Raw genomic sequence first — 19,316 nt, 5'->3', positions numbered from 1 at the left:
GGGTCCGCCCGGCGGTGACGATCCTCGCCTGCGAGGCGTTCGACGGCGATCCCGACGACGCCGTCGACTTCGCGGCCGGGATCGAGTTCGTCCACAACGCGTCGCTCGTGATCGACGACATCATCGACCGCTCGGAGGTCCGGCGCGGCACCCCCTCCGCCTGGGCCGAGTTCGGGTACGGCCCCGCGATCGTCGCCAGCGACGGCCTGCTCGGCGAGGCGTTCGGGCTGTTCTCCGGGGAGCCGCGCGCGATGCGGACCGTCGCCGAGGCGATGGTCGAGCTCGGCGAGGGCGAGGCGACCGAGCTCGCGGACCGCCCGACGACGGAGGCGGAGTACATGGAGCTCGCCCGCCGGAAGACCGGCGCGCTGTTCCGGGCCGCCGCCGAGCTCGGCGCGGTCGCCGGCGGCGCCGATCCCCACGCGATCGACTCGTTCGGCGAGTACGCCGAGCGCGTCGGCGTCGCGTTCCAGATGCGCGACGACGTGCTCGACGCGACCGCCGACGCCGACGACCTCGGCAAGCCGACGGGGCAGGACGCCGAGATGGACCGCCCCTCGGTGGTGCAGGTCACGTCGCTGTCCCCCGAGGAGATCGACGAGCGGGCGCGCGAGCAGTCCGAGCTCGCGCTCGCCGCGCTCGACGACGCCGACCCGCCGGAGACGGAGGCGATCGAGTACCTCCGCGACCTCGCGGAGTTCGTCGTCGTGCGCGAGCGGTAACGCCCGCGACGCGTCGCGGCCGCCGCACGCTGTTTATAAACGCAGATCGAGTGCGCTCGCTGCGAGAAAAGCGGGAGTTCGTCGGAACCGTGCGCTCCGCCGGCGAGACGAGAGGCCTCAGGCGTGGTTAGCTCTCCGTTTCGGTCTCGTCGTCTTCTTCGTCGTCGTCCTCATCGTCGTCTTCTTCCTCGTCGTCGTCCTCATCGTCATCTTCCTCGTCGTCATCCTCGTCCGCTTCGTCTTCCGCTTCCTCCTCGTCACTCTCGGCCTCGTCGTCTACATCGCTCTCGTCTTCGTCCGATTCGTCCTCATCCGACTCGTCTTCATCTGACTCGTCCTCGTCCGATTCATCTTCGTCCGACTCGTCGTCCTCCTCTTCGTCGACCTCGTACTCATATTGCTCCTCGACGAGGGTCAGCGAACCGTCCGAAACGACGTACTCCAGTTCGCCCTCCGCGTGGTCGGACTCGTACTCGATCTCGAGCTCGTCGAGCGACTCGTCGTCGTCGCTGAGGGCCGAGCGGTCGACGGTCGCGGTTCCGTTGGCGTCGGTCGCGACGGTGACCTCCTCGTCGCCCTCGACGGTGACCGAGGCGTTCTCAATCGGTTCGCCGCCGTCGGTCACGGTCACGGTCACGGTTTCGTCGTCCAGCGCCGCGTCCATCTCCAGGTCGGAGACGGACGCCGACGACGCGCCGGCGTCCGTCTGTGCCACGCCCGTCACCGCGGCACCGCTTCCGGCGACGAGCAGGACCGCCAACACCGCCAGCAGGGATTTTGAGACTGTCATTTGCGAACGGACGAACGGCCGGGACCCACATAAGTCGGGGAAGCCGTGTGACCGATTTTGGGCGCTTTAAGCCGGATTAAGCGGGGAGAGAGACTGAGAAGTCGTTTCTTCGGGGGGAAAGGGTCGCGGAAGCCGAACGGGTCAGTCGTCGGCGCCCTCGGCCGCCGTCCGGGCGTTCTCCTCGATCGGCTCGCTCTCCCAGTACGCGTGGTCCGCGTCGGCGCGGAAACACGTCGCCGAGCGACGCTCGCCGACGTCGTACGCCGGCGGCGACGACTCGCGGCAGGCGGCCCGCGCCTCGGGACACCGGGTGTGGAACCGGCAGCCCGCGGGCGGGTTCCGCGGCGAGGGTACGTCGCCGCGGAGCGTCCGGAACTCCGCCTCTCGGTCCTCGGTCGTCACCCGCGGGACGCTGGACAGCAGCGCCTCCGTGTACGGGTGCGCCGGGTCCGCGAAGAGCTCGTCGACCGGTCCGGTCTCGACGATCTCGCCGAGGTACATGACGGCGACGCGGTCGCAGATGTGGCGCACGACGCTCAGGTTGTGCGCGATAAAGAGGTAGGTGAGGCCGAAGTCGTCCTGGAGGTCGTCGAGCAGGTTGAGGATCTGCGCCTGGACGCTCACGTCGAGCGCCGAGACCGGCTCGTCGAGCACGATGAACTCCGGGTCGACCGCGAGCGCCCGCGCGATCCCGATCCGCTGGCGCTGCCCGCCCGAGAACTCGTGCGGGTAGCGGTCGATCTGATCGGCGGAGAGCCCGACGCGTTCGAGGAGGTCGCGGGCGGTCTCGCGCCGCTCGGCCCGGTCGGCGATACCGTGGATCCGGAGCCCCTCGGTGACGATGTCCCCGGCGGTCATGCGCGGGTCGAGGCTGGAGAACGGGTCCTGAAAGACGATCTGCGCGCGCTTCCGGAACTCCGTCAGCTCCGCGTCGGTCATCTCCAGTAAGTCCGCCCCGTCGAAGGAGATCCGGCCGTCGGTGGCCTCGCGCAGGCGGAGGACAGTCTCGCCCGTGGTCGACTTGCCGCAGCCGGACTCGCCGACGAGCCCGAGCGTCTCGCCCTCGGCGACCTCGAAGGAGACGCCGTCGACGGCCTTCACGCTCTGTTCCTCGGCGCCGAGCAGCCGGTCGACGAGCGACTGCTCGTCCGCGTAGTACTTCCGGAGCCCCTCGACGGAGAGGAGAGGGTCGCTCATTCCGTATCACCCCCGAAGTGGTCCTCCGGAAGCGCCTCGGCCGGGTCGTACGGGCGGTCCGCGAGGACGCATTTCGCCCCGTGTTCCGCCTCGGCGTCCACGACGCGCTCGGCGGGTTTCTCCAGACACGACTCCATCGCCTTCGGGCAGCGGTCGGCGAAGTAACACCGCTCGTCCATCTCGGAGTCGACCAGCCCGGGGACGTTCCCCTCGATCGGCTGGAGCCGCGGCCGCGGGTCCTCCAGGTCGGGGATCGAGCCCAGGAGCCCCTCGGTGTACGGGTGGACCGAGTCGTCGAACACCGCGTCGAGGGTCCCGCGCTCCACGACCTCGCCGGCGTACATCACGCAGACCCGGTCGCACATCTCCGCGATGACGCCGAGGTCGTGCGTGATGAGAACGATGCTCATTCCACGGTCTTCCTGGACCTCTCGCAGGAGGTTGAGGATCTGCGCCTGGATGGTGACGTCGAGCGCGGTCGTCGGCTCGTCGGCGATGAGCACGTCGGGCTCGCCGGCCAGCGCCTGCGCGATCATCGCCCGCTGGAGCATGCCGCCGGAGAACTCGCCGGGGTACTCGTCGACGCGCTCGGCGGGGTCGGGGATCCCGACCTGTTCGAGCAGCTCGATCGCCCGCTCGGTGCTCTCCTCGCTGGTGTAGCCGCGACCGGGGACGATCCCGTCGAGGAGGTACTGCCCGAGCCCGTACCCCTGCGTCCGCGACCGCGTCGACCGGGGGTTCGCGTTGGCGCGCCGCTGGACCTCGACCGCCTCGGCGATCTGCTCGCCGACCGTGATCGAGGGGTTGAAGCTGCTCATCGGGTCCTGGAAGATGGTGCTGAACGACGGGCCGCGGAGCGACCGCCGGACGCGCGGCGGGACGGTCCGGAGGTCGACGTGGTCGCCGTCGACGCCGACCGCGTCGGTCGCGCGGAACTCGTCGGCGAGGTCGGGGTTCCGGTACCAGATCTCCCCCTCCGTGATCCGGCCGGGCGACTCGACGAGGTCGATGAGCGACAGCGCCGTCACCGATTTCCCGGAGCCCGACTCGCCGACGATCCCTAAGATTTCGTTGTCGCGGAGGTCGAACGAGACCGACTCGACCGCGTTGATCTGTCCCTCCTCGGTAAAAAAGCGGGTCGAGAGGTCCGACACCGAGAGCACGTCGTCGCTCCGCAGCGCGGCGTCGGCCCGCACGCCCTGGCTCATGCGGCACCCCCTTCACCCTCGATGCCCGGATCGAGCGAGTCGCGGAGCCAGTCGCCGAGCAGGTTGATCCCGATCACGGAGAACATGATCGCGAGGCCGGGCAGCGACGCGATCCACCACTGCCCCGACGAGATGTAGTCGCGCCCCTGCGCGATGTCGAAGCCCCACGAGAGCGTCGTCCCGGAGAAGCCGAGGAACGACAGGGAGCTCTCCAAGAGGATGATCGCCGCCACCTGCACCGTCGCGAGGACGATGATCGGCGTGATGGCGTTCGGGAGGACGTGGTTCCAGATGATCGAGGTGTCGTCGGCCCCGAGCGCGCGGGAGGCCTTGACGTACTCCTGGCTGCGCAGGGAGAGCGCCTCCCCCCTGGCGACGCGGGCGAACCACACCCAGTTGACGAGCCCGACGACGATCACCACGGTTATCGGTAACACGAAGCTCTCCGGCATCTCCGGCGCGAGCCCGGCGACGACGAAGGGGTCGGGGACGTTGATCGCCGCGCGCCCCCAGAGCCCGATGAGCGCGACGGCCAACACGAGCGACGGGAACGCGAGGCTGACGTCCGCGATCCGCATCAGGAGGTCGTCGGTCTTCCCGCGGTGGTAGCCCGCGAACAGCCCGACCGGGACGCCGACGAACGCCGCGAGGAGCGTCCCGAGCACGCCGACGACCAGCGAGGTCCGAGCGCCGTAGATGATCCGCGAGAGCATGTCGCGCCCGAGGCTGTCGGTGCCGAGCGGGTGCGCCGCGTCGGGGGTGACCTCGACGGTCTCGGTCACGGTCTGGATCTCCCCGTCGACCATCTGCGAGGTGGTCCGCTCGGTGGTCTCGCTGAAGCCGAGCGGCGGGAGCTCGCTCTGATCGAGCTGTTGGTCGGTCGGGTTGTGCGGCGCGAGAAACGGTGCGAACGCGGCGGTAAATAAGATTCCCACCACGAGCAGCAGGCCGATCTTCGCGAGCGCGCTGTTCCTGAACTCCTTCTTGAGATTACGGATGACACGTGCGGAAACCATCAGTCGTTCACCACTTGGGGGTCGAGGTAGGCGTAGACGGCGTCGACGAGGACGTTCACAAGGACGAAGCTGGTGCCGATGACGATGAGGCTCCCCTGTAACACCGGCCAGTCGCGGCGGTTGATGCTGTCGATGACGAGGGTGCCGAGCCCGGGCCACGAGAACACCGCCTCGGTGATCACGGCGCCGCCGATCAGCGTGCCGAGCTGGAGGCCGAGCACCGTGATCACCGGGATGAGCGTGTTCCGGAGCGCGTGCTTGTAGCGGACCAGCGTCTGCGGGAGCCCCTTGGCCCTGGCGGCCTGGACGTACCCCTTGCCGAGCTCGTCTAACATTCCGGAGCGGGTGAGCCGCGTGATGAGCGCCATGAAGTACGTCCCCAGGGCGATGGCGGGGAGCGTGATGTACGCGAGCCACGCGAGCAGCGTGCCGACGAACGGCTCCGACCCGATCACGGACAGCGCCACGTCGCCGACGTCGACGCCGCGACCGCTGGTGTTGAACACGTCGAACTCCACCGCGAAGATCAGGATGAGCATGATCCCGAGCCAGAAGTTCGGCGTGCTGATCCCGCCGAGCGAGAACAGCGTCGCGCCGTAGTCGACCGGCTGATTGCGACGGGTCGCGCTGAGCACGCCGAGAGGGATCGAGAGCACGATGGCGACGATACTCGCGGCGAGCGCGAGCTCCACGGTCGCCGGCAGCCGCGAGAACACGAGCCCGACGACGTCCTGTCCGCGGATGTAAGAAAAGCCCATGTCGCCGCGGAGCAGGTCGAAGATGTACTGCCCGTACTGGACGTACAGCGGTTGGTCTAAGCCGAGCTCCGCGGCGATCGCCTGACGGGTCTCCTGGCTCGCGTCGAGCGGGGCGACCGCGTTGATCGCGCTGCCCGGCGTGACGAACCGGAGCGCGAACACGACGGTGACGACGCCCCAGACGACGCCGAGCCCCTGGAGGCTTCTTTTGAGTACGAATCTACCGAATGACATTTATAACTGTGTGAGACGGTCGGCGCGCGTTACTGGCGGGTAGCCGTGTCGGGGTCGATGAACTCGTCGCTCCGCGGCTCCCACGAGATGTCGCTGGAGACGCCGTAGACGCTGAACTGCTGGTGCATGAACACCCACGGCGCGAGGTCGTGAGCGAGCTGGTTCGCCTCCTGGAGGATCTCGACGCGCTCGTCGGGGTCCTGAGTCGCCTCCGCGTCGTCCATGAGTTGGTCGAGCTCCTCGTTCTCGAGGATCGTGAGCGCGCCCTCCGTGGTCATGAGCGGGGTGATCGTCTGACTCCCGTCGAACTCGCCGTTCCCCCAGCCGAGGAGGTTGAAGTGCGGCTTGTCCTCGATGTTCCCGGTCGTGATGTCCTGGACGAGCGAGGAGAACTCGCGCTGTTCGAGCTCGCAGGAGACGTTCGACAGCGAGTCGATCTGGCTCACCGCCGCCTGCGCGATCTCCACGTCGCCGAGGTAGCGGCCGATCGGCGTCTGTAAGGTGATCTCGACGCCCGCGTGGCCGGACTCCTCGACGAGCCGCTCCGCCTCGTCGGGGTCGTACGGGTACGGCTCGATGTCGGGGTTGTGGCCGACGTGGCCCTCGAGGGTCGGCTGTCCGGTGATGTTCCCGAAGCCGTTGAGGACGTCCTCGATGATGCCCTCGACGTCGACGGCGTGGTTCATCGCCTGCCGGAACTGCTGGCTGGAGAACGGCTCGACGTCGTACCGCATCTGGAGGAAGATGATCCGCGCGCTCGGCACGGAGTTGATCCCGGCGACGTCGGAGCTCTCGACGCGCGACACCTCCTGCGGCGGGACGTTGGTCACGATGTCCGTCTCCTCGGCGAGCAGGCGGTTCACGCGCGTGCTCGACTCGCTGGAGGCCTCCATGGTGAGCTCGTCGACGGGGACGTCGCCGTCCCAGTAGTCCTCGTACGGCTCGTAGACGACCTGGTTCCCGGAGTCGTACTCGGTGACTATGAACGGGCCGGTGCCGTTCGTGTTCCGGTTGATGTAGTTGCCGTCGTTCTCCTCGACCCACGACTGCTGCATGACCGGACCGTTCGTCGCGAACAGCTGGAAGGCGATCGGATTGAACCCCTCGAACGAGACCGTCACCTCGCCGTCACCGGCGACGACCTCGGTGACCGACCCGAGGTCGTTCGACTGCGGGCTGGCGATGCCGACGTCCTCGAAGACGATCCGACGGATGCTGAACCGGACGTCCTCAGAGGTTACTGGGTCGCCGTTGTGGAAGGTGGCGTCCCGGAGCGTGAACCGGACGCTGCCGTCTTCGGTGCGCTCCCAGTCGGTGGCGAGCCCGGCGATGATGCCGCCTTCCTTGTCGCGGTCGAGCAGCCCCTCGTACACCTGGCCGACGATGATCTCCGTGTTCGTCTCCGCGTGGTCCTGCGGGTCGAGCCCGGAGTCCATCTGGCCCATGGTGACGCCGAGCTCGAAGGGGTCGCCGCCACCGTCTCCGCCGTCGCCCCCGCCGGCACAGCCGGCGAGGCCGACCGCGGCCGCGGTGCCGGCGTACGTGAGCATCGTCCGCCTGTTGACGTGAGTGTCGTTGTCAGGACTCATAGGCTATCTCATACGAGGGATCGTTATGAACCTAACGACGCGAACCCCGCCGTCGGCCGTCACGCCTCCCGATTTCTGTCACGGTGACTGGACAAGTATTTACGAGGCGAACGGGTCCACGGGGACATGCGACGGACGGATCCGGGCGAGCGCTGGGGTGACGTGGTCGCCGACAGCGACGCGACGGCGGCGGAGTACCGCGACCGGGGCTGGACGGCGGTCGCCGCCCACCCCGGCGACGTGAACCCGGTCGCCGACGCGGCGCGGGTCGACGTGCTGCTCCCCGGCTCGGAGTTCGAGGAGGCGAACGCGCTCGTCGGCGACGCGGAGATCGACGCGGTCCGGGTGTACGCCGCCGCGGGCGAGGGGGTCGAGTACCGCCTCGTCGTCGCGGAGGACGACGACGCTGCGGTCGCCGTCTGCGTGCCGACGTACCTCGGCACCGACGAGTTCGAGGTCCTCCGGGCGGCGGCCGACGCCGCGGGCGCACTCACGGTCCGGCTCCGCCCGCTCGACGACCGGGATGTCGTCGAGATCGACGTGACCGACCCGGCGGTCTTCTTCGACGAGCCGGCCGACGCCTGAGTTCGTTCCGCCCGGCCCGGCGACCGGGTCGGAATCGGTATCCACCTTCTCGTCACGAGCGTGTCAACCACACACATGTGTATTTCGGAGTGAGAACACTTCGACGTATTCATACTTGTGCGATCACGATCATCGTCATGAACCGAGCAGAGAAGGCGGCCCTCCAGCTGCAGGCGGTCGCCGTGTTGCGGATGCTAAAAGAGACGCGAACGTACGAGGAGCTCTCTGAGGTGACCGGGCTCCCGTCGGGCGATTTAAACCGGTACGTGAACGGGCACGTCCTGCCCGGCGCCGACCGGGCGAGCGAGGTCGTCGAGGCGGTCGGACGCGAAGCGCTCGCCGACGAGCTGGTCGCCCGCGTCGAGTTCGACGAGGAGGGGTACGTCGACAACTCCGGCGTCGTCTTCGACCAGTCGTTCCTCGACCTGGTCGCTCCGGTCGCCGCGGAGACGTTCGAGTTCGAGTCGCCCGACGTCGTCCTCACTGCCGCCACCGACGGGATCACCCTCGGCGCGGCGATGGCCTCCTTCTTCGACGCCCGGCTCGCCTACGCCAAGAAGTCGAAGGAGACCGCGGTCGAGGAGTTCATCGAGTCGCGCCAGCGGCTCGCCTCCGGGATCGAGCTCACCTACTACCTCCCCGCCAGCGCGATCGACGCCGGCGACACCGTCCTCGTCGTCGACGACCTGATCCGGTCGGGCGAAACGCAGGAGCTCCTCCTCGACATCGCCCTCCAAGCCGACGCCCACGTCACCGGCGTGTTCACCCTCATCGCCGTCGGCGACGAGGGGATGGAACGCGCGCGGGAGATCACCGACGCCCCGGTCGGCGCGCTGACGACGTTCGAGTAGGCGCGCACCGCCGGTGAGCGAGCGTTCGCGCGACGAGTAGGCACGTTCGCGCATTTTACTCGGACTATTGACTGCTTTTTCGGCGTATTCATACACATGCGTGTATATTTCTCGCGGGCGTTCAGCAAGGCTTATTACTCGATCGCGAGGTAGCCACACCTGTTCAATGGGGCTTACAGACACGCTGGCTGCCCGGTTCGACGTGGCGGCGCACGACTCCGACGTCCGTACGGAGCTGGTCGCGGGGCTCACCACCTTCCTCGCGATGTCGTACATCATCGTCGTGAACCCGTTCATCCTCGCCGAGGCGATCCAGATCCCCGGCTACGAGTTCTTCGAGGTGGTCCAGATGATCGCCATCGCGACGATCCTCTCGTCCGCCCTCGCAACGCTGGTGATGGCGCTGTACGCCAACCGCCCGTTCGGGCTCGCGCCCGGGCTCGGGCTCAACGCCTTCTTCGCGTTCACCGTCGTGCTCGGGCTGGGGATCCCGTGGCAGACGGCCCTCGCCGCAGTGTTCGTGGAAGGGGTTCTGTTCATGCTCCTCACCGCGGTCGGCGCCCGCGAGTACGTCATCCGGCTGTTCCCCGAGCCGGTGAAGCGCTCTGTCGGGGCGGGTATCGGCCTGTTCCTCCTGTTCATCGGCTTCCAGGAGCTCCAGATCGTCGTCCCCGACGACGCGACGCTCGTCACGCTCGGCGGGATCTTCGGGAACCCGTGGGCGATCTTAGGGCTCCTCGGGCTCGTGTTCACCTTCGGCCTCTGGGCGCGCGGGGTCACGGGCTCGATCGTGATCGGCATCCTGACGACCTCCGTCGTGGGCTGGGGGCTCACCTTCGCCGGATTCTTCGAGCGCGGCACGGTCACGCCGGAGACGCTCCCGAGCGCCCAGTACGACATCTCGCCGCTCGCGGGGGCGTTCGTCGAGGGATTGGGGCAGATCGAACCGCTCACGTTCGTCCTGGTCGTGTTCACGTTCTTCTTCGTCGACTTCTTCGACACCGCCGGGACGCTCATCGGCGTCTCGCAGTTCGGCGACTTCCTCGACGAGGACGGCGACCTCCCTGACATGGACAAGCCGCTGATGGCCGACGCGGTGGGGACGACCGCCGGCGCGATGCTCGGCACCTCCACGGTGACGACGTACATCGAGTCGTCGACCGGCGTCGAGGAGGGCGGCCGCACCGGCCTGACCGCGCTCGTCGTCGCGCTGCTGTTCGTCGCGTCGCTCGCGGTGATCCCGGTCGTCGCCGCCATCCCGGAGTACGCCTCCTTCATCGCGCTGATCGTCGTCGGCGTGATGATGCTGCAGGGGCTCGTCGAGGTCGACTGGTCGGACCCGGCGTGGGCGGTCTCCGCGGGGCTCACGGTCACCGTGATGCCGTTCGCGTACTCGATCGCCGACGGACTGGCGGCCGGCATCGTCGCCTACCCGCTGATCAAGGTCGCGGTCGGCGAGTACGACGAGGTCGCGCTCGGCCAGTACGTCATCGCGGCGCTGCTGGTGCTCTACTACGTGCTGCAGACGCGCGGCGTCATTCTGTAGGCCGAACGCCGCCCGTGCGCGCCGCGCGCACCGTCCGCCGTACTTCTTTACGCGTCTACGCCTAAGGGAGGGTGATGACGGATCTGACGCTCTACGAACTGGAGGGCTGCCCGTACTGCGCGAAAGTGAAGACCAAGCTCGCCGAGCTCGACCTCGAGTACGAGTCGGTGATGGTGCCGCGCTCGCACGGCGAGCGCACCGAGGTCGAGGCGGTCAGCGGCCAGACCGGCGTGCCCGTCCTCGTCGACGAGGCCAACGGGATCGAGGGGATGTCCGAGAGCGACGACATCGTCGAGTACCTGGACGAGACGTACGGAAACGCGAGCTGAGGCGGGAGCGACGGACCGCCGTCGGGCGGGGGCAGTCGGCTCTCAGACGGCGGTCTGCGGTCCCGATCGCGAGGCTATTTATCCGGCGGTCGCCACGTGCCCAGCGTGCGACTCGTCCACCGCAGTGAGCGGCTCGAAGACGGCTCGGGGGTCGAAGAGGGCTCGGAGGTCGGTGACGGCTCGGGAGTCGGTGACGGCTCGGGAGTCGGTGACGCCACCGAGGCGACCGCCGACGCCGACCGCGAGCCGACCGTCCTCGCCGCCGACGTCGAGGTCGCCCGGTCGACGCTCGAACAGGGCCGCGGCCTGATGTTCAGGCGCTCCGTCCCCGACGGCTACGCCCTCGTGTTCCCGTTCGACGGGGCCGACACGCAGTGGCTCCACATGCTGTTCGTCCCGTTCGCGATCGACGCGCTGTGGCTCGTCGACGGCGAGGTGCGGAAGCGGAAGCGGCTCGCCCCGTTCGTCGGGCTGGGACGCGGGCGGGCGGACACGGTCGTCGAGCTCCCCGCGGGCGCCGCCGACGGCGTCAGCGTCGGCGACGAGGTCCGGCTCGTCGAGTGAGGGGATCGACGGCCCTGAACGGGTCGAATCCTACTCCTCGTCGGGCGTCCGGAGCTCGATCTCGATCCGCGTGCCGCCGGTCGACGCGGAGCTGATGTCGAAGCTGCCGCCGCCGGCGGTGACGATCCAGTTGACGTACCAGAGCCCCAGTCCGCTCGCGTGCTCCAGCGGCGTCTCCTCGCCGGTGAGCACCGCGCGCTCGGCGGGCGGGATCCCCGGCCCGTCGTCGGCGACGACGAGCGACGTCCACGACTCGCTCGGGAGCTCGGCGGCCGCGACGGTCACGGAAGGGCGGGCCGCGTCGCTGTGGCGGACCGCGTTGTCGACGAGCTCCCCGATCGCCTCGGCGAGGTAGCCGACCGCCGACACCGTGATCCCGTCCGGGACGTCGACCTCGATGTCGGCGCGCTCGCGGAGCTCCGGCGGAAGCCCCGCCAGCGCCTCGTCGACCGCGGTCGCGAGGTCCGTCGGCCGTGGGGTCGGCCGGTCGGCGAGCAGCCGCTCGACCCGGCGGGAGGTCTCCCCGACGCGCAACAGCCGCTCCGCGGTGTCGACGACGCGCTGGAGTTCGGCGGCGAGCTCCGGGTCATCGACCTCCGCGATCGCCCGCTCCGTGAACCCCGTGACGACGTTGAGGTCGTTCCGGAAGTTGTGCCGGAGCACCCGGGTCAACACGGCGAGCCGCTCCTCCCGCAGCGACGCCTCGGTGACGTCCTCGCCGATCCCGACCGCGCCGACCACCTCGTCGCCGTCGGTGACGGGACCGAGCGAGAGCCGGTACGGGACGCGCTCGCCCGAGCGGGTGACGAGCGTCGCCTCGCACTCGGCGCCCGCCCCGTCCCCGTAGACGGACTGGAGCGCGTCGGCGACGGCGTCGCGGGTCTCGTCGTCGAACAGCGACGTGAGCGCGGCCCCGGAGAGCTCCCCGCCCTCGTATCCGGCGTCCGCGGCGAACCGGTCGTTCCACCGCGAGAGGGTGCCCCGCGCGGTGCACTGGAACAGGGCGGCCGGGACCGTCGACGCGATCGCGTCGACAGTCCGGAGCTGCGACCGGAGCCGCTCCTCGGCGGTGACTCGGTCGGTGACGTCGGTCAGGCCGACGATCAGCCACTCGCGGCCGGCGACCGTCGCTTCCCGGACGGCGAGTTCGAGGCGCCGCGTCGGGGCGCTCGCGACGGTCCACTCGAAGCGGGTGACGCCCTCGGCGTCGTGCGCGGCGGCGGCGGCCGCGCCGACCGGCTCGCCGGCGACCGTCGTCTCCGCCTCGCCGAGGTCGTCGAGGCCCATCAGCGTCAGCGTGCCGCGGTCGCGGTCGAGCAGGTCGGAAGCGGGGGGGTTGGCCGCGCGGATCGCGCGGCTCTCCGGGTCGCACGCGAGCGTCGGCGTCGGGATCGCGTCGACGAACGAGCGAAGGACTGGCGGAACCGCGTCGCCGTCGGGAGCGGTCAGCGACCCCTCCTCGGTCGGGCGGCCCTCCCCGGCCGCGCGGTCACCCTCCGCGCTCCGCTTCTCCTCGCTATCGCGACCCATACGTAAATCACCTGACGCGTCCCGCGTTTATGTGCCTGTGGGTCGCGCCTCGGAGGCGAGCGCGGCCGTCTCAGTCTGCCTTCGCCTGCCAGTCGCGGACGGTGTCGGCGCCGACACCGTCGACGTCGGCCGCGAGGTCGTCCGGGTCGGCGGACTTGAGCGCGTCGACGCCGTCGACGCCGGCGTCCTGCAGCTTCGCGGCGGTCTTCTCGCCGATCCCCTCGACCGTCTGGAGCTCCGACCCCTCCTGCCGGGCGGTGAACTCGCGGTAGTTGCAGATCGGACAGCCGAGCTCCCACGGCTCGTCGCCGGAGTGGACCCGGAGGTGCGGGAGGCCGTGCTCCTCGCAGGTCTCGTCGGTGACCTCGATCTCGCCGCGGCGGGGGAGCGGCAGCGAGTAGTCGCAGTCGGGGTAGCGCGTGCAGCCGACGAGCCGAGAGCCGGAGCGGAGCCGTTTGATGGCGAGTTCTCCCCCGTGCTCCTCGCCGCACTCGGGACAGACGCCGATCACCTCGTCCTCCTGGTCGTCGGCCTCGTCGGCCTTGCACTGCGGGCAGCCGTGGACGAACGTCTTCCGGCCGGCGAGCATCTTCACGTGGCGGAGGTCGTGCTCCTCGCAGGTCTCGTCTAAGATGAGCGGCTTGCCCGTGGAGGGGAGCGGGAGGGTGTGCTCGCAGTCGGGGTAGCCGTCGCAACCGACGAAGTACGAGCCCTGCCGGGACTTCCGGACGAGCAGGTCCGAGCCGCACTCGGGACAGGGGCCGAGGGTCTTGTCCGCCTTCAGCGACTGCTGGAGGTGATCGCCGACGGCCTCGCGGGACTCGGTGAGGTCCTCGAACACGCGGTCGAGCAGCTCGCGGGACTCCTCGGTCACCTCGTCGTACCCCTTCTCGCCGGCCGCGATCGCCTGCATGTCGCGCTCCAGCTGGGCGGTCATCTCCTCGCTGACGATGTGCTCGGCGAACTCCTCGGCCGCCTCGACGACCGCCTCCGCGAGCCGGGTCGGCCGCGGCGGGTCGCTCTCGATGTAGTTGCGGTCGTACAGCTTCTCGAGGGTGCGGTGGCGGGTCGCCTTCGTGCCGACGCCGCGCTTCTCCATCTCCTCGATGAGCCGGGACTGGCCGTAGCGGCGCGGAGGCTGCGTCTCCTTCGCGTCCGTGCGGCGGCCGTCGAGCGCGAGCGTCTCGCCGACCTCGACGTCGGGGACGATCCGCTCGTCGCTGGAGCGGTACGGGTAGACGTCGTGGTAGCCCGCCTCCAGCAGGCGCTTCCCGTTCGCCTTCAGTCGGAGCCCGCCGTCCGCGGCGAGGTCGGCCGGGCCGCTCGCCTCGTCCGGGTTCCGGAGGGCGGCGGTCCCGTCCGCGCGGCGGGCGATGTCGGTCGCCTCGCCGTTCGCGAGCGCGACGACGCGGAGCCGCTCCCACGTCGCCGGCTCGGCGCAGGTCGCGAGGAAGCGGCGGACGATGAGCTCGTACACCTCCCACTCGTCCTCCGAGAGGTCAGAGGCCGAGGGAAGCTCGCCGGTCGGGTGGATCGGCGGGTGGTCGGTCGTCTCCTCGTCGCCCTCGGTGGGCTCGATCTCCGCCCGGTCGAGGAGGCTCTTCGCGTCCGCCCCGAACGTCGAGGCGGCCGACAGCTCCTCGATCAGCTCGCGGGGCTCCAAGTCCTCGGGGTACACCGTGTTGTCCGTCCGCGGGTAGGTGACGTAGCCGGCGGTGTACAGGTCCTCCGCGAGCGACATGGCGCGCTGGGCGGAGTAGCCGAGCGAGCCCGCCGCGCGGATGAACGCCGTGGTGTTGAACGGAGTCGGCGGGTCGTCGGTGCGGGTCCGGCGGCGCACGTCGTCGACGACGGCCTCGTCGGCCGCCGCCAGCGCCTCCGTGAGCACCTCGGCGACGTCGCCGTCCCAGACGCGCTCGGCCTCGTTGCCCTCGTCGTTTAAGTAGAAGTAGCGCGCCTCGAACGGGTCGCCGCCGGACTTCGTCAGCTTCCCGTACAGCTCCCAGTACGACTCGGGGTCGAACGCCTGGATCTCGCGCTCGCGGTCGACGATCAGCTTGAGGGTCGGGCCCTGCACCCGGCCGACCGAGATGAAGTCGTCGCCGAGCTGGCGGGCGGATAAAGAGAGGAAGCGGGTGAGCGCCGCGCCCCACGTGAGGTCGATCACCTGGCGGGCCTCGCCCGCGGCCGCTAAATCGAAGTCGAGCTCGTCGGGGTTCGCGAACGCCTCGTTGACCTCGTTGTCGGTGATCGAGGAGAAGCGGACGCGCTCGATCGGGGCGTCCTCGTTCACCTCGCGCACCAGCTCGTACGCCTCCTTGCCGATCAGCTCGCCCTCGCGGTCGTAGTCGGTCGCGATGACGACCCGGGAGGCGTTTCGGGCCAGCTTGCGGAGCGCCGCGACGATCCCCTCCTGCGTGGGCGCTTTGGTGACCGGCGCGTCGATCAGCTCGACCGGCTCGACGTCGCGCCAGTCGTTGTACTCGGCCGGGAAGTCGACGCCGACCACGTGGCCCGAGAGGCCGATACAACGCTTGCCGCCCCACTTGTACACGTTGACGTCGTTCTGCCGCTCCGTCGTCGCGGACTCGCCGCTCAGGATCTCGGCGATCCGGCGCGCCGCGTTGTCCTTCTCCGTGATTATCAGTTCGGGGCCGCGACTCATTGCCCTGCGGTAGGCCGCTCTCCCGTCTAAAGGTTTCGTGACACAACTTAAGATCGCCCGCGCGCGTACTGTATTGGCCGGTCGTCGAGCCGGGCCGGTCGCGGAGACGGACCGCTCGTCGAGCGCGCCCTACTCCTCGTCGTCCTCGTCCGGTTCCGTCGGCACGCCGCCGAGGTTCCCGTCCTCGTCGAACAGCTTGGCGCGGAGGAACCGCGCGCGGTAGCGGTTCGCGCCCTCCTTCGTGTCGGCCTCGCGGATCTCGTCGACCCGCCCGTCGGCCACCGCCTCGATGATGTCCTCCACCTGCTCCTTCTCGCTCGGCGTCAGGTCGAACTCGTACGTTCGGGGCTCCTCGCTCTCCAGTCGCGTCCACTTGCGGGCGGCCGAGACGACGACCGAGCAGGGCTCGCGGCAGGGGAAGACGCCGTCGCCGCCGTCGACGTCGAGGTCGGTCTCGTCGTCGTACTCCCACTCGCGGCGCTTCAGGCACTGCGAGTCGTCACAGCACGCCTCCGCGACCCAGTCGACGTGCTCGTGCCCCTCCCCGCGGTCCCACGTCTTCACGACGCCGTAGATGCCCGACTGGCGCTCCATCGTCTCGCTCCAGTGGTTCACGTCGAGCTCGCCCTCGCGCTCGCGGTGCCAGTTGGCGACCGTCGCGGGGTAGATCGTCTCGACCGCCTCGTAGGCGTCCCGCGGGCCGAGGTCGGGGAAGACCCACCCGCCCGCGAGCGACGGCGCGGTCTTGAGGGGGCGGTACCGTCCCTGTTCGTCGTACGTGACCAGATCGCGGGCGTCGAGCGGCTCCTCGTGGGCGTCGAGCTCGTCGACCGGGACGCCGGCGTCGTCGGTGTGGCGTACGTCGTACCGGCGCTCGCCGCGGTCGGTGAGAGTGGCCGTAATCCGCAGCTCGCCCCACGCGCGCTCGATCCCCTCCGCGAGCGCGGCGTATCGGGTCGCCACCGTCGCGCCGTCGGCGTCCTCCAGCCAGCGCAGGAACGCCCGACGGGGGCCGAACTCGCCGACGACGCGCGCGAAGACGTACCAGTCCGTGACCGCGGGGGCGCGCTCGGCGAGCGCCTCGTGGAGTTCGCCCTCCGTCAGCCCGGTGCGACGGTCGCCGTCGGCGAGGACGTACCGGTCCTCGTCGATGTCGCCCCGGAGGTCCGGGGCCACGCTGAACCCCTCGAACCGGAGCGGATCCCCGGGGGTGTGGTCGCCGAGCGCGTCGATGACCGCGTCGAAGGCGTCGCTCGGCAGGTCGATGTCGGGAACTTCTGACTCGGCGGCGAGCGCTGCCGGATCCGCGGCGGGGTCGGCCACGGTCAGTCCCCCGTGGCGACGCGGGTGGTCTCGCGCACGTCGTCGAGCGCGGTCCCGAGGTCGGCGCCGGCGTCGGCCGCGCGCTCCAAGACGACGTCGGCCATCAGAGGCTCGGTGCCCACGGCGCCCGCGTACCAGACCCGGGTGCCGTCCACCTCGGTCGGGACGTCGTACCCCTCCGTGTGGTCCTCGCAGAGCCCGACGTCCTCCGGGATGTCCTCCTGCGTGTGGTAGCCGTCGGCGATGAACAGCGGGACGAGGACGACGTCGTCGCTCTCGAAGAACTCCGGGAGGTCGTCGACCTCGGGGTCCTCGTCCATGTACAGCGCCTGCACCTCGTCGAACCGGTCGCGCTCGGCGATCCGGTCGGCGTGGTACTCGATCGCCTTCGCCGAGTTCTCGTTGCGCTCGGTGCCGTGGCCGACGACGGCGAGCCCGAACTCCTCGCCCACGTCGGGGTCGCCGGTGACCGACTCCGCGCGTCGGACGATCACGTCGGTCATCGCGCGGTGGGTCCCCACGGGGCCGCAGTAGTGGACCTCCCGCCCGATGTCCTCGGCGACGAGCGTGGCCTGATCCGCGGAGAGGCCGTCGGATCCCCACTCGGAGACGTCCCAGCCGTCGAGCCGGAGCTCGCGGGGGATCACCTGCTCGGTGAAGTACCCCTCCGAGACGAACAGCGGGACGACGTAGATCTCATCGCCTTCGACGGTGCGGAGCACCTCCCGGAAGTGCGGTTCCTCTTTCCAGAAGCCGGTCTTCACCTCGTCGAACGCGCCGGTCGCGCGGATGGTGTCCGCGTGGTCGTACGTCGGCGCGCTCGACTCCGGATTGAGGTGCGAGCCGTGTGCGACGATGACGAGCGACTGCATACCCATGCTGGGGGCGCGCCGCTCTTAGGGACTTCGGAGCGTACGGGTTCGCGGGAAGCCGACCGCGTCTCGCCCGCCTCGCCCGCCGACCGAAATCGCCATGCCGGCCCGCGCCGCAGTCCGGACCATGTCGCTGGCAGCCGACACCCGCGAAGCGGCCCGGGCCCGCCCGTTCGTCCTCGACGCGCTCCGCGCGGGCGCGTTGAACCACAGCGCCGCCGCCGAGTGGCTCGCGGAGGAGGCCGACCTCGGTGGCGACGGCGACGCCGACACCGACGCGATCGCGACCGCGCTCCGCCGATTCCGCGAGGAGCTCCCGGCGTACGCGACCGCCGAGCGCGCCGCGAGCGTGTCGATGCGGAGCGGGGTCGGGGTGGTCGAAGGTCCCGAGGACGACGACTCCGTCGACGCCGACCCACTCCTCCGCGTCGGCGGCGCGGCGGTCGTCTCCGAGGGGCGCGACACGGCGATACTCGCGACCGGCGACGTCGACGCCGGGGCGCTCGCAGTCGTCCTCCGCCGCCTCGACGCCGTCGGCGTCGCCGTCGCGGCCGCGGGGGTCGCCGGGGACGCGATCGCCGTCGTCGTGGGCCGGCGCGACGGGGCGACCGCCGTCCGGGTCGTCGAGGCGGCGCTGGCGGCGGTGCCGACCGACGGAGCCGGCGGCGCGGACGGATGAGACCCCGCATGCTTTTTTAATATCGTCTGATAGGTAGAGTCGATGAACGCCGTCACCCTCGGTCCCGCCGGCACGTACTCACACCGTGCGGCGCGGGCCGTCGCCGCCGAGGTGTCGTTCCGCGAGTCGGTCACCGCCATCGTCGACGCCGTCGCAGCCGGCGAGTTCGAGCGGGGGGTGGTCCCCATCGAGAACAGCATCGAGGGCTCCGTCACGGAGAGTCTCGACGCGCTGGCGGACTTCGACGTCGCGGTCACCCGCGAAGTCGTCACCCCGATCCGGCACGCCCTCCTCGCGCAGGGGTCGGAGTTCGAGGTCGTCGCCAGCCACTCGCAGGCGCTCGCGCAGTGCCGCAACTGGCTGGAGGCCAACTACCCGAACGCCGGCCTCGAAGCGGTCGCCTCCACCGCCCGCGGGGTCGAGCGCGCCCGCGAGGACTCCCGAATCGCCGGGATCGGGCACCCGGACAACGCCGGCGACGACCTCGAGATCCTCGCCGAGGACATCCAGGACCGCACCTCCAACGCGACCCGCTTCCTCGTCGTCGCCCCCGAGTCCGCGCGCTCCGACGCCGGCGGGAAGACGACCCTCATCGTCTACCCGAACGCGAACTACCCCGGGCTCCTGCTGGAACTGCTGGAGGCGTTCGCCGACCGCAACCTCAACCTCTCGCGGATCGAGTCGCGGCCGAGCGGCGAGCGCCTCGGCGACTACCTGTTCCACTTCGACGTCGACGCCGGGCTCTACGAGGACCACATGGCGGCCGCCGTCGGGGACGTCGAGGCGATCGCCGACAACGGGTGGGTGAAGGTGCTCGGCTCGTACGACACCGAGCACGTGCTGGAGTAGGGGATCTCC

The 19,316-nt window shown here is 70.0% G+C and carries 18 protein-coding genes; 8 read left to right on the top strand and 10 right to left on the bottom strand.

All coding sequences use genetic code 11. From position 1 onward, the window contains the following. Positions 1-722, top strand: a 722-nt coding sequence (locus B4V06_RS10515; RefSeq protein WP_498169720.1) for a polyprenyl synthetase family protein, incomplete at its 5' end; no start/stop codon positions are given. 127 nt (positions 723-849) lie between these two features. Here B4V06_RS10515 and B4V06_RS10510 read toward each other — a convergent pair. The 6 genes from B4V06_RS10510 to B4V06_RS10485 form a co-directional block, all read right to left on the bottom strand. After that, entirely contained in the window at positions 850-1,512 is a 663-nt protein-coding gene (locus tag B4V06_RS10510) for an AAA family ATPase (RefSeq protein ID WP_123113850.1), read from the bottom strand. A 141-nt stretch (positions 1,513-1,653) separates the two neighbouring features. Next, positions 1,654-2,709: an ABC transporter ATP-binding protein gene (locus B4V06_RS10505; protein ID WP_123113849.1), complete on the bottom strand. Its 1,056-nt coding sequence runs from the start codon at positions 2,707-2,709 to the stop codon at positions 1,654-1,656. Continuing rightward, positions 2,706-3,917 carry an ABC transporter ATP-binding protein gene (locus B4V06_RS10500; protein WP_123113848.1) on the bottom strand — a complete coding sequence of 404 codons (1,212 nt, stop codon included), beginning with the start codon at positions 3,915-3,917 and terminating at the stop codon, positions 2,706-2,708. Before B4V06_RS10500 ends, B4V06_RS10505 begins: the two co-directional genes overlap by 4 nt. Further along, positions 3,914-4,933, bottom strand: a complete 1,020-nt coding sequence (locus B4V06_RS10495) for an ABC transporter permease (RefSeq protein ID WP_123113847.1) — start codon at positions 4,931-4,933, stop codon at positions 3,914-3,916. The genes B4V06_RS10500 and B4V06_RS10495 overlap by 4 nt, the downstream gene beginning before the upstream one ends. Continuing rightward, a complete protein-coding gene (locus tag B4V06_RS10490; RefSeq protein WP_498169715.1) occupies positions 4,933-5,925 on the bottom strand; it encodes an ABC transporter permease in 993 nt (330 codons plus the stop codon). Before B4V06_RS10490 ends, B4V06_RS10495 begins: the two co-directional genes overlap by 1 nt. A gap of 29 nt (positions 5,926-5,954) precedes the next feature. After that, a complete protein-coding gene (locus tag B4V06_RS10485; RefSeq protein ID WP_498169712.1) occupies positions 5,955-7,514 on the bottom strand; it encodes an ABC transporter substrate-binding protein in 1,560 nt (519 codons plus the stop codon). Between the two features lie 126 nt (positions 7,515-7,640). Here B4V06_RS10485 and B4V06_RS10480 point away from each other — a divergent pair, with 126 nt between their 5' ends. The 5 genes from B4V06_RS10480 (at position 7,641) to B4V06_RS10460 (ending at position 11,389) form a co-directional block, all read left to right on the top strand. After that, a complete protein-coding gene (locus B4V06_RS10480; RefSeq protein ID WP_123113844.1) occupies positions 7,641-8,099 on the top strand; it encodes a DUF7529 family protein in 459 nt (152 codons plus the stop codon). A gap of 137 nt (positions 8,100-8,236) precedes the next feature. Continuing rightward, entirely contained in the window at positions 8,237-8,950 is a 714-nt protein-coding gene (locus B4V06_RS10475; RefSeq protein WP_123113843.1) for a phosphoribosyltransferase family protein, read from the top strand. A 166-nt stretch (positions 8,951-9,116) separates the two neighbouring features. Continuing rightward, complete coding sequence (locus B4V06_RS10470) at positions 9,117-10,496, top strand: NCS2 family permease (RefSeq protein WP_123113842.1); 1,380 nt, start codon at positions 9,117-9,119, stop codon at positions 10,494-10,496. A 74-nt stretch (positions 10,497-10,570) separates the two neighbouring features. Then, on the top strand, positions 10,571-10,825 hold the full coding sequence (locus tag B4V06_RS10465; protein ID WP_123113841.1) for a glutathione S-transferase N-terminal domain-containing protein: 255 nt from the start codon (positions 10,571-10,573) through the stop codon (positions 10,823-10,825). Positions 10,826-10,930: 105 nt separating this feature from the next. Next, the gene (locus B4V06_RS10460) at positions 10,931-11,389 is read left to right on the top strand and encodes a DUF192 domain-containing protein (RefSeq protein ID WP_498169708.1); all 459 of its coding nucleotides are present in this window, start codon (positions 10,931-10,933) and stop codon (positions 11,387-11,389) included. Between the two features lie 30 nt (positions 11,390-11,419). Here the strand turns inward: B4V06_RS10460 and B4V06_RS10455 are convergent, their stop codons facing one another. The 4 genes from B4V06_RS10455 to B4V06_RS10440 all read right to left on the bottom strand — a co-directional run bounded on the left by B4V06_RS10455 (position 11,420) and on the right by B4V06_RS10440 (position 17,779). Then, the gene (locus B4V06_RS10455; protein WP_498169706.1) at positions 11,420-12,919 is read right to left on the bottom strand and encodes a PAS domain-containing sensor histidine kinase; all 1,500 of its coding nucleotides are present in this window, start codon (positions 12,917-12,919) and stop codon (positions 11,420-11,422) included. Between the two features lie 70 nt (positions 12,920-12,989). Further along, the gene (locus B4V06_RS10450) at positions 12,990-15,584 is read right to left on the bottom strand and encodes a DNA topoisomerase I (protein WP_498169703.1); all 2,595 of its coding nucleotides are present in this window, start codon (positions 15,582-15,584) and stop codon (positions 12,990-12,992) included. Between the two features lie 129 nt (positions 15,585-15,713). Continuing rightward, positions 15,714-16,907, bottom strand: coding sequence for a DR2241 family protein (locus B4V06_RS10445; protein WP_123113838.1), 1,194 nt, complete (start codon positions 16,905-16,907; stop codon positions 15,714-15,716). Between the two features lie 2 nt (positions 16,908-16,909). Further along, on the bottom strand, positions 16,910-17,779 hold the full coding sequence (locus tag B4V06_RS10440) for a CbiX/SirB N-terminal domain-containing protein (protein ID WP_123113837.1): 870 nt from the start codon (positions 17,777-17,779) through the stop codon (positions 16,910-16,912). A gap of 127 nt (positions 17,780-17,906) precedes the next feature. On the opposite strand from B4V06_RS10440, the gene B4V06_RS10435 reads away from it, so the two are divergent. Together B4V06_RS10435 and pheA are read left to right on the top strand one after the other, a co-directional pair. Then, complete coding sequence (locus B4V06_RS10435) at positions 17,907-18,458, top strand: DUF7523 family protein (protein ID WP_498169700.1); 552 nt, start codon at positions 17,907-17,909, stop codon at positions 18,456-18,458. A gap of 42 nt (positions 18,459-18,500) precedes the next feature. Beyond that, positions 18,501-19,307, top strand: a complete 807-nt coding sequence (pheA, locus tag B4V06_RS10430) for a prephenate dehydratase (protein WP_123113836.1) — start codon at positions 18,501-18,503, stop codon at positions 19,305-19,307. Positions 19,308-19,316: the final 9 nt, after the last annotated feature.

This window comes from Halorubrum sp. B53, from assembly GCF_059752395.1.
Note: the sequence above shows the minus strand (reverse complement) of the source record. Positions and strands in the feature narration are given on the sequence as shown.